The organism is Aquiflexum sp., from assembly GCF_977115555.1.
Genome location: NZ_CDSBKL010000134.1, coordinates 1 through 9,882 on the forward strand (window position 1 = coordinate 1; position 9,882 = coordinate 9,882).

Here is a 9,882-nt window from a genome sequence, read left to right on the forward strand (position 1 = left end):
TGGCGTCCCAAAGATGTGGTGTGCTTCTTCTTTGGGTACCTACCTGAACCATTTTATTATATTTTCTCGCTGCAGCTACTACTGCCTCACCTTCTATGACATCTACTGAAATCGGTTTTTGAAGGTACACATGGGAACCTGATTTGATCGCAGCTATGGCCTGCAATGCATGCCAATGGTCAGGAGATCCGATCACAGTAATATCGAGTTTGTTTTCTTTTAACAAGTCTCTGTAGTCATTGTATAGCTTTGGGATTTTACCGGATTTCTGTCTTTTTGCCACAAGGTCACCGGCTTCCTTTAGCATGTTTTTATCTGGATCGCAGAGCGCTACCACATCTACATTTGCGACCTGTATCAATCTGAACAAGTCGCTTTTTCCATACCAGCCGGATCCGATCAAAGCAACTTTTAGCGGGGTTTCATTTTGGATAGGGTTTATCCCTATCATACCCATACTGGAAAGGGCCAAGGCGGCAAATCCGCCGGTTTTTAGAAATTGTCTTCTGTTGTAGGTAGATGAGCTCATAGGTTTATTGGGAATTTCGGTAAAGAAATTTTTATGAGATACAATTTACAAAAAGGGGAAAAGCAAACAAATGGGATTTGATGGGTGGTGAAGGATTCGGAATATTTCGTTGGTTGTTTACAAATTCTGCAAATCATCCAAATCTTTAGGTCTTAATACGGACTCTTTGGCTTTGATAAGGTCCTCTTTTGAAATAGTACGGACATAAAAGTCTTTTTCTGAAAAAATAACGGAGGATTCAAAAGCTTTTTCAAAATTTAGTCCTTTCACTTCTACCATCAAATCTATTGCTACAGGAGCTCGGCCAAAAGTGAAAACATCCCAATTTTTATGATATAAAAAATTGTTCAACGTCATATCAAATAATTGCATCCCAAATTCTAAAAACGCTTGTTCAATCTTCTTGAAGTTTTCCGAACTTCTTTTTACCCAAATATCCATGTCACCTGTGTTTCTAGGATAACCGTGTAGGATAACAGAAAAACCGCCGACCAAAATATAGTCAACATTGTGATTATTAAAGCATCGAATAAAGTCTTTGAAATCAGTGGGGAATATGTTCTCCATATTATCTTTTTCTTACACTGAATGCAGTTCTATCCATTTTTGGTGGATTTTCTAGAGAAAAACCATAAGCTATGCTGTTTAGGTAAAACGCAATCTCCAACAATTCCATCGGACTTTTATCGCGGTATTCCAAGCCATAGTTTACCTGGTTTTTTGCCTCAGATGCTTTAAATACTGTTCTGTCTAATTTGAATTCCATAGAGGTCAATTTAACCAATAAAAATATGTGTTGTGTAATTAGCTAAAAAATTTATCAAGTCGTATCAAGTTTTATGATGAGCTCCTACTTACAATTTCACTCCAAATCTTTCACCCAAATTTCTCAAGTCTTCCACAACGGGCTTTAGCAATGGGATTCCACTGACCCTTCTTTCGGCTTCAAGCTCTCGCTCCGGATCTCCTGGGATCAATACTTTTTCATTTCCTTCAGTGGGTTGTGCCTGACGAAACCTTCCGATCCAATTGTCCATATGGGATTTGAATTCATCTGCAGGACGGAAAGCGTCGACCCTCATTGCACCAAAAAAATGGCCTAAACCTTCTCCGACAGGATTTGGATCCGGCTCAAGAAAAGCAACAAAAGGAGGAACCCATGGCCCGTAATTGGCTCCTGAAAGGACTGCCGAAAAAATATCCACTATCGCGCCCAAAGCATATCCTTTGTGCGAACCATGCTCCCTGTCGCCACCAAGAGGCAGCAAAGCGCCTCCTTTTTTTACGCCATTCGAATCAGTTGTCTGATTTCCGTCTTTGTCCTGCACCCATCCAAGAGGAGCATCCATTTCTTTCCTTTGGAGGATTTCCAGTTTTCCGTTGGCGGCAGTCGTCGTAGCCATATCTGCAACAAATGCAGGTTGGTTTTTGGCAGGGATTGCCACTGCTATCGGATTGGTGCCGAGTAATCTTTCTTTGGAAAAAGTCGGACTTACCAAAGGGCTTGCATTGGTCAGGGAAATTCCAATCATGTCATGGTCCAAAGCCATCATCGCATGGTATCCGGCTATACCGTAATGGTTCGAATGCTTCACCGAAACCCAACCTGTACCGGCTGTTTTGGCTTTATCAATCGCTACTTGCATGGCAAAAGGCGCTACCACCAACCCAAGGCCTCCATCACCATCCACCACCGCCGTGCTTGGGGTTTCATGTACGATCCTGATGTTTGGAGTAGCATTGATCCTTCCTTTTTCCCAAAGCCTAACATAACCTGATAACCTGGCAACTCCATGGGAATCTACGCCTCTTAAGTCTGCGGATAACAAAACATCAGCAGCCAAAGCAGCTTCTTTTTCGGGACAGCCGATTTTTAAAAGTATTGATTTGGTAAAATCGAATAAGTCTGCGTATGTAAATGTCATTGTTTTGCGATCCAAATTTAAGGACAGGATTACCTGCTGATAAGTGTGTCAGCTTGGGAATGTTTCCCCATTAATTGTGCGATTGCACCTTCTTTCAATGCAAAATTGGAACAAATCAAGGTCGAAACCGGAACTAACTTCAAGATATATTCAATCAGGCACGCGGCTACTACGATCATGTCTACCCGCATTGGGATCATTCCCGGAATCAGAAGCCTCTCTTCTTTGTTTTGGGTAAGCAATTTTTGACCTATCAACTCAAATTCCTCTCTAGGCAGCTGAAAAACTTGTTGGTCCTTCAGTTTGGTTTCATGCAAGGAAGCAAAATAAATGTCAGTAAGTGTGTCAAATGTCCCTGAAGATCCAACGAGACCGGTAGGGTTATAAGTTTTGATAGCCTGCACCAGTTCGACCAGTTTTTCTTCAAGATAAAAAGTAAGGTTTTCAACCTCCTCAGACAAAATTGGATCGTGGTAATGAAAGAGGTCAAGCATTCTTTGTCCGCCGATTTCAAAACTTTTTCTCCAGAATGCTTCTTGCGAATTACCTATTATAAATTCCACCGAACCGCCACCGATATCCATCATCAGGCATGTCTCATCGCTCAAAGAACCGCTGAATCTGATGCCTTCATAGATCATCTGGGCTTCCTGTTCACCATCGATAATGAGCACATCGATCTGGAATTGTTCCTTGATCTTGGCTACGAATTCCTTTCCGTTGTCGGCATTTCGCACCCCACTAGTGGCAAATGCAAAAATGCTCGTGATCCCTTCCCCATCTATCAGGTTTCTGAAATGGTGCAAAGTATGAAAAGCCCTTTTTTCAGCATCCGGATGGATCGTATTACGGCTGATACCTCCCTGACCGATTTTGACAGGAATTTTCTCTTTATATATAGTTTCGAACCTGTCTGCATACAAATTCACCAACAATAAGTGAAATGTATTGGTACCCATGTCGATGATCGCAGCTTTGGTCGGAATCATACTACCTAGATTTTTGATTGCACGAATATAAAAAGTTTATTGTAAATCCCTTGTTAAGAATTTTTCTAAGACCATGAAATCGAATTCACTGGATGTTCATCAATTTTAATTTCCTCACTTGACTGTACCGTACTATATTTGACCAAACCAAATAACTTTAGCATCATGGATAGCAAAATCAAAGGTGTATATACCCTTCCCTCAAATAAGGACAAATTTGAATTACTGAATAAAAAAAACGAGGAAGCTTTGCTCGGTGGGGGAGAAGCAAGAATTGCTGCCCAACACAAGAAAGGAAAACTTACAGCAAGGGAAAGGATCCATTTTTTGCTTGATGAAGGTACATTTCAGGAGATAGACAAATTTGTAATGCACAGAGCCAAGGATTTTGGACTGGACAAGGAGCATTACCTTGGGGATGGCGTGGTGACAGGATATGGAGAAATAAGCGGTCGCCTTGTCTATGTATATTCCCAGGATTTCACCGTTTTTGGAGGATCGCTTTCTGAAACACACGCAGAGAAAATCTGCAAAATCATGGACATGGCCATGAAAAACGGTGCGCCGGTGATCGGGTTGAATGATTCAGGAGGGGCAAGGATTCAGGAAGGGGTGGTCTCTTTGGGAGGATATGCAGATATTTTTTACAGAAATACTCTGGCATCGGGCGTAGTTCCGCAGATATCTGCGATCATGGGACCTTGTGCCGGTGGTGCGGTATATTCTCCTGCAATCACAGATTTTATTCTGATGGTCGAAAACACCTCCTACATGTTTGTAACTGGACCCAATGTGGTGAAAACTGTCACTGCAGAGAATGTTACTGCCGAAGAATTGGGAGGAGCAAGTACGCATTCCACCAAAAGCGGCGTGACTCATTTTGCTTGTGCCAATGAGTTGGATTGCATTCAGCATATCAAAATACTGCTAAGTTATATGCCACAAAACTGTGAAGATTCCGCTCCTGTCTATGGCTATGATTTGAAAGAAGATGAATCGAGAAAGGTTTTAGATACCATTATTCCAGAAAATCCCAACCATCCCTACGATATTCGAGATGTGGTTGAGGGGATTTGTGATGAAGGGTCTTTTTTGGAAGTACATAAAAACTACGCTGACAATATTGTAGTAGGATTTGCAAGGCTCGCGGGAAGAAGCATCGGTATTGTAGGGAATCAGCCTCAGTCACTTGCGGGGGTGTTGGACAACAATGCTTCCATGAAAGCAGCAAGGTTTGTCAGGTTCTGTGATTCATTCAATGTGCCTCTTTTGGTCTTGGTGGATGTACCAGGCTTTTTGCCTGGAACTGATCAGGAATGGAATGGAATCATTACTAATGGGGCCAAGTTGCTATATGCTTTTTCGGAGGCAACTGTCCCAAGGATTACAGTCATCACTAGGAAAGCGTATGGGGGTGCCTATGATGTGATGAATTCCAAGCATATCGGTGCTGACTTAAATTTCGCCTGGCCTACTGCTGAGATCGCAGTAATGGGTGCCAAAGGTGCAGCAGAAATAATTTTCAAAAGGGAAATCGCAGAAGCAGAAGATCCGGCTGCCAAATTGCAAGAAAAAATAGATGAATACACCGCCAAGTTTGCCAACCCATACCGTGCTGCCCACCGTGGTTTTATCGATGAGGTAATCATTCCTTCCGAAACAAGGGAGAGATTGATCCGTGGATTCAAAATGCTAGAGAACAAAGTGGATAAGTTGCCAAGGAAAAAACATGGGAATATTCCTTTGTGAAATGTCAACAGACCACAGTCCATGGTCGACCGCTTCGTGCAATTGGTTTTTATACCATATTTAAATTGAATTGAAACGAAATTGATTGGAAATGGCTTTTAAGTTCGAAAATTTGAGGGTTTGGGAATTGGCGTTGGATTATTCGTTGGAGATAAATAAACTGATAAAAAAATTCCCAACCGATGAGAAATATGTTTTGGCTCAGCAACTTCAACGTGCTGCTGATTCGATTGCTTTAAATATTGCCGAAGGCTCTACCGGTCAATCAAATGCCGAATTCAAAAAATTTCTAGGATATTCTATTCGTTCAGGAATTGAGGTGGTTGGCTGTCTCTACTTAGGCAGAAAGAGGGGAATTATAGTAGAAGATGATTTTTTAAATCTTTATGCATCAATAGAAATTTTAATCATTAAACTTCAATCTTTACGAAATAACATAAACTAACCTATAAACCTGCTGTGGACTGTGGTCCGTCGACAGTTGACAAGAACAAAAAAAATTAAAATGGAAAATCAAAAAAACTTCCTCTACAAATACCTCAACAACGCCTCTCCTACGGGATTTGAGGCTTCTGGCCAGCAGATATGGCTGGATTATATCAAACCTTATGTGGACAGCTATTTCACAGACAGCTATGGCACTGTAGTCGGGGTAATCAATCCGGATGCTCCATACAAGGTCGTCATCGAAGCCCATGCCGACGAGATCAGCTGGTTTGTCAATTACATCAATGCCGACGGCTATATCTATGTGCGGCGCAACGGAGGTTCGGACCATATGATTGCCCCTTCTATGCGGGTTAATATACATACAGACCTAGGCATAATCCCGGGAGTTTTCGGTTGGCCGGCCATCCATGTCAGGAAAGAAGGAAAAGAAGACAGTCCTACTTTGGACAATATCTTCATTGATGTGGGAGCAAGGAATAAAGAAGAAGTCGAGGGATTGGGAATCCATGTCGGTTGTGTGATTACCTTCAAAGATGAACTGCAGGAATTGAACGGAAAATTCTATTCAGGCCGGGCTTTGGATAACAGGATTGGCGGCTATATGATCGCCCAAGTGGCAAGGAAAATCAAGGAATCGGGTTTGAAACTTCCATTTGGCCTATATGTTGTCAATGCCGTGCAGGAAGAAATCGGTCTTCGTGGTGCAGAAATGATCGCCGCCCGTATCAAGCCGAATGTAGCAATTATCACCGATGTGTGCCATGATACCACTGCGCCGATGTATTCCAAGATAACAAGTGGCGAGCAGGTAGCGGGAAAAGGTCCTGTCTTGACTTATGGTGCTGCGGTCCACAAAAAGTTATTGGATTTGGTCATCGAATGCGCCAAGAAAAACAGCATTCCGTTCCAAAGAGCTGCCGCTTCACGGACTACCGGAACAGATACAGATGCCTTTGCCTATTCCAATGAAGGTGTCCCATCTGCCCTCATTTCCCTTCCTTTGAAATACATGCACACAACCGTGGAGACTGCAAGCAAAGAAGATATTGAGAATGTCATTTTGCTGATGTATCAATTCTTGGCTGAATTGGATCCGGGATATGAATTTAGATATATTAAATAAGGTTATTGGTTAATTAGTTATTAAGATTTACAATCAGAGGTTTTGCGTAATCAAATAACCAATAACCAAATCACCATGCCCCAATTCATAGACCAACTCCATCGCAGCATTTCCCTTCCAAATCCTCCAAAAAGGATTGTCTCTTTGGTGCCATCGCAGACAGAGCTTTTGGTGGATTTGGGTTTGAGGGAAAGGATTGTAGGCGTTACCAAATTTTGCATCCACCCCAAAGGTTTGAAAAAGGAAAAGACCGTTATTGGGGGGACAAAGAATTTCCATTTTGATAAAATCGATGCTTTAAATCCTGACTTGATTATTGGAAACAAGGAGGAAAACTATCAGGAAGGAATTGAAAGACTGGCTGAAAAATATCCTGTTTGGATAAGTGATATCTATACTTTAGATGATGCTTATCGGATGATCGGTAGGATTGGCGAGTTGACCGATACATCAATCAAAGCTAAGGAAGTCGTATCTGAGATTAAGGAGGGATTGGAAAAAGATTTCAAATTCAAGGGTTCAGCAATTTATTTGATTTGGAAAGATCCTTTCATTGCTGTGGGTTCCAATACTTTTATTGATTCTTTGTTGGACAAAGCAGGTTTCAAAAATCTTATCCCTGAAAGCCGGTATCCCGAGATTGATTTGGAACAAATAGTCAATTTGAATCCGGAATTCCTATTACTCAGTTCAGAGCCTTATCCTTTTAAAGAGAGCAATGTTTCTTTTTTCCAAGATAGACTTCCCAATTCAAGGATATTAATCGTAGATGGGGAGCTTTTTTCCTGGTATGGGAGTAGATTGAAACTTTCGGGAAAATATTTTTTAAGTCTTTAAATGAAAGAATCTGATTTTTGGGATCTTTCCGTTTATAAAAATTTAGGCCATTGGAAAATACTTTTGTAAAAAATTTAAGTAACTTTTCGATTCCAAATATCATTAATAACCAATCCAAGAAAATGAAGCAAAACAGAAGACATTTCTTAAAAAAGCTTGGTGCTACAAGTGCCGCGGCAGCGATAAGCCCTTTGGCATTTTCCGAAGAAATCCCCAATAAAAATTTCCTTGAAAGAGGCTCTGTCTCTGAATTGGCAAACGATACTCCTATCAACTTGGCATTGATTGGTGCAGGAATCATGGGTACAGAAGATACCAATTCCGCTCTGAGACATGCCAATGTGAAGTTGGTCGCTGTTTGTGATTTATACAAAGGCCGGCTTGAATCGGCCAAGCAGAAGTGGGGAGCCGATTTGTTTGTAACCCAGGATTATCAGGAAATTCTCAAAAGAAAAGATATAGATGCAGTTATTATTGCCACTTCTGACCATTGGCACAAGCAGATCAGCATTGATGCCATGAACGCGGGCAAGCACGTCTATTGTGAAAAACCGATGGTCCATTCTGTCAAAGAAGGAATGGATGTTGTCAATGCCTGGAAAAAATCAGGAAAAGTGATGGTGGTTGGAAGTCAAGGCGTTTCTTCATTGGGTAATGAAAAAGCAAAAGAACTGCTTGCCGCAGGAGCCATCGGAGATATTGTGTATGCAGAAGGATTTTGGGCGAGACATTCTCCTGAGGGCGCATGGCAATATAATGTGCCAAAAGACGGGAATGAACAGACAGTTGATTGGAAAAAGTATATTTCAAACACCACTGCAAGGGAATGGGATCCATTGAGGTTCTTCCGATGGAGAAATTACCTTGATTATGGAACAGGCATGTCAGGCGATTTATTTGTCCACCTCTTTTCAAGTTTGCACTTTATTACCAATTCCAAAGGGCCAACAAAAGTTTCATCTATGGGTGGGTTGAGGTATTGGAAAGATGGAAGGGAAGTTCCTGATGTGTTGTTGGGTATGTTTGACTATCCCCAGACTCCTGAGCATCCAGGATTCAATCTTTCCTTAAGATGTAATTTTGTGGACGGTACAAGCGGTACAACCTACCTCAGAATAGTCGGAACCAAAGGCTCTATGGATGTGAAATGGGAAGAAGTAGTGGTTAAACTCAATCAAAACGCAGAAAGTGATGATCCTTTTTTAAGAGAGCAGGCGAAGTTGAGAGGAGCTACTGAAGAAAGCAGGGCTAAAATCCTTCCACCCCGTGAAACTTCTTACACCGCAGAAAGAAGTTGGAAAGGTGCTCATTATGATCATTTTGGTAATTGGTTCAATGCCATCAGAACAAATGGGACAGTTGCTGAAGATCCTATATTTGGATTTAGGGCAGCAGCCCCGGCTTTGCTTTGCAATGACAGTTATTTCCAAGACAAGTTTATGAAATGGGATCCCGTAAATATGAAATTGATTTAATTATGAAATACACGAAAATAGCTTGGATGGCTTTGATATCCATGGCTTGGGCTTGTAGTCCAAAGCCTATAGAAGAAGTAGCAGATGAAATCGCTGAAGTAATCCTTCCTGACAATTCACTTTCTGAAGATGAAAAATCGGCAGGATGGATGTTGTTGTTTGATGGTGTAAATACCGATGGCTGGAGGGCTTTCAATGGGGATTCCCTACCTGCTAATTGGACTGTAGAAGATGGTGCTCTCAAGGGGCTTGGCCATGACGGCGGAGATGTTGGCGGAGATATCGTATTTGCTCCTTTGGAATTCGAGCAATTTGAGATGGAATTCACATGGAAAATAGCAACTGGCGGAAACAGCGGTGTCTTTTACCATGTAGTGGAAGATCCGAAATATTCAGCTCCATATTACACTGGACCCGAATACCAAGTGATAGACCAGTTGGGATTTCCACAGCCTTTGGAAGATTGGCAATCTTTGGCAGCAGATTATGCCATGTATGTCCCCGATTTTGAGGGGGTAGTAAAACCTGCAGGTGAGTGGAATGTTTCTAAGATCATTTTCACCAATGATAAAGCTGAATACTATTTGAACGGGAAAAAAACAGTAGAATTTGTGCCTTATTCAGAAGATTGGAAAGTAAGAAGGAATAGCGGGAAATGGGATGCTTTTCCCGATTATGCTATCTCAAAATCAGGATTGATTGCGCTCCAGGATCATGGAAGTGAGGTTTTATACAAAAACATAAAGATAATACCATTATGAAAAAGTTATTGATTGTATGTTCATTCCTTTTATTTGCTCAAGTT

At 41.5% G+C, this 9,882-nt stretch carries 11 protein-coding genes; 6 read left to right on the forward strand and 5 right to left on the reverse strand.

Going from position 1 to position 9,882, the window contains the following annotated elements; translation table 11 throughout:
• From ACZFYI_RS09840 to ACZFYI_RS09860, 5 genes are all read right to left on the reverse strand, one after another.
• On the reverse strand, positions 1-529 hold a 529-nt coding region (locus tag ACZFYI_RS09840; protein ID WP_462523955.1), incomplete at its 3' end, for a Gfo/Idh/MocA family protein.
• Positions 530-646: 117 nt separating this feature from the next.
• Entirely contained in the window at positions 647-1,096 is a 450-nt protein-coding gene (locus tag ACZFYI_RS09845) for a DUF6036 family nucleotidyltransferase (RefSeq protein WP_462523956.1), read from the reverse strand.
• 1 nt (position 1,097) lies between these two features.
• Positions 1,098-1,295, reverse strand: a complete 198-nt coding sequence (locus tag ACZFYI_RS09850; protein ID WP_462523957.1) for a hypothetical protein — start codon at positions 1,293-1,295, stop codon at positions 1,098-1,100.
• 88 nt (positions 1,296-1,383) lie between these two features.
• Positions 1,384-2,454 (reverse strand): Ldh family oxidoreductase, encoded by a 1,071-nt coding sequence (locus ACZFYI_RS09855; protein ID WP_462523958.1) that lies wholly within the window; start codon positions 2,452-2,454, stop codon positions 1,384-1,386.
• A 29-nt stretch (positions 2,455-2,483) separates the two neighbouring features.
• Entirely contained in the window at positions 2,484-3,443 is a 960-nt protein-coding gene (locus ACZFYI_RS09860) for a Ppx/GppA phosphatase family protein (RefSeq protein WP_462523959.1), read from the reverse strand.
• A 165-nt stretch (positions 3,444-3,608) separates the two neighbouring features.
• On the opposite strand from ACZFYI_RS09860, the gene ACZFYI_RS09865 reads away from it, so the two are divergent.
• From ACZFYI_RS09865 to ACZFYI_RS09890, 6 genes are all read left to right on the forward strand, one after another.
• Positions 3,609-5,192: an acyl-CoA carboxylase subunit beta gene (locus ACZFYI_RS09865; protein WP_462523960.1), complete on the forward strand. Its 1,584-nt coding sequence runs from the start codon at positions 3,609-3,611 to the stop codon at positions 5,190-5,192.
• Between the two features lie 91 nt (positions 5,193-5,283).
• Positions 5,284-5,637: a four helix bundle protein gene (locus ACZFYI_RS09870; protein ID WP_462523961.1), complete on the forward strand. Its 354-nt coding sequence runs from the start codon at positions 5,284-5,286 to the stop codon at positions 5,635-5,637.
• A gap of 60 nt (positions 5,638-5,697) precedes the next feature.
• Positions 5,698-6,765: a M42 family metallopeptidase gene (locus ACZFYI_RS09875; RefSeq protein WP_462523962.1), complete on the forward strand. Its 1,068-nt coding sequence runs from the start codon at positions 5,698-5,700 to the stop codon at positions 6,763-6,765.
• Positions 6,766-6,840: 75 nt separating this feature from the next.
• Positions 6,841-7,602 (forward strand): ABC transporter substrate-binding protein, encoded by a 762-nt coding sequence (locus tag ACZFYI_RS09880; protein WP_462523963.1) that lies wholly within the window; start codon positions 6,841-6,843, stop codon positions 7,600-7,602.
• Positions 7,603-7,724: 122 nt separating this feature from the next.
• Entirely contained in the window at positions 7,725-9,077 is a 1,353-nt protein-coding gene (locus tag ACZFYI_RS09885; RefSeq protein ID WP_462523964.1) for a Gfo/Idh/MocA family oxidoreductase, read from the forward strand.
• 2 nt (positions 9,078-9,079) lie between these two features.
• On the forward strand, positions 9,080-9,838 hold the full coding sequence (locus ACZFYI_RS09890) for a 3-keto-disaccharide hydrolase (protein WP_462523965.1): 759 nt from the start codon (positions 9,080-9,082) through the stop codon (positions 9,836-9,838).
• Positions 9,839-9,882 lie beyond the last annotated feature (44 nt).

Bases quoted from the DNA above. Each gene is read 5' to 3' on its own strand.
- ACZFYI_RS09870 (WP_462523961.1), top strand. From the start codon at position 5,284: ATGGCTTTTAAGTTCGAAAATTTGAGGGTTTGGGAATTGGCGTTGGAT.
- ACZFYI_RS09850 (WP_462523957.1), bottom strand. From the start codon at position 1,295: ATGGAATTCAAATTAGACAGAACAGTATTTAAAGCATCTGAGGCAAAA.
- ACZFYI_RS09890 (WP_462523965.1), top strand. From the start codon at position 9,080: ATGAAATACACGAAAATAGCTTGGATGGCTTTGATATCCATGGCTTGG.
- ACZFYI_RS09855 (WP_462523958.1), bottom strand. From the start codon at position 2,454: ATGACATTTACATACGCAGACTTATTCGATTTTACCAAATCAATACTT.
- ACZFYI_RS09880 (WP_462523963.1), top strand. From the start codon at position 6,841: ATGCCCCAATTCATAGACCAACTCCATCGCAGCATTTCCCTTCCAAAT.
- ACZFYI_RS09865 (WP_462523960.1), top strand. From the start codon at position 3,609: ATGGATAGCAAAATCAAAGGTGTATATACCCTTCCCTCAAATAAGGAC.
- ACZFYI_RS09885 (WP_462523964.1), top strand. From the start codon at position 7,725: ATGAAGCAAAACAGAAGACATTTCTTAAAAAAGCTTGGTGCTACAAGT.
- ACZFYI_RS09845 (WP_462523956.1), bottom strand. From the start codon at position 1,096: ATGGAGAACATATTCCCCACTGATTTCAAAGACTTTATTCGATGCTTT.
- ACZFYI_RS09860 (WP_462523959.1), bottom strand. From the start codon at position 3,443: ATGATTCCGACCAAAGCTGCGATCATCGACATGGGTACCAATACATTT.
- ACZFYI_RS09875 (WP_462523962.1), top strand. From the start codon at position 5,698: ATGGAAAATCAAAAAAACTTCCTCTACAAATACCTCAACAACGCCTCT.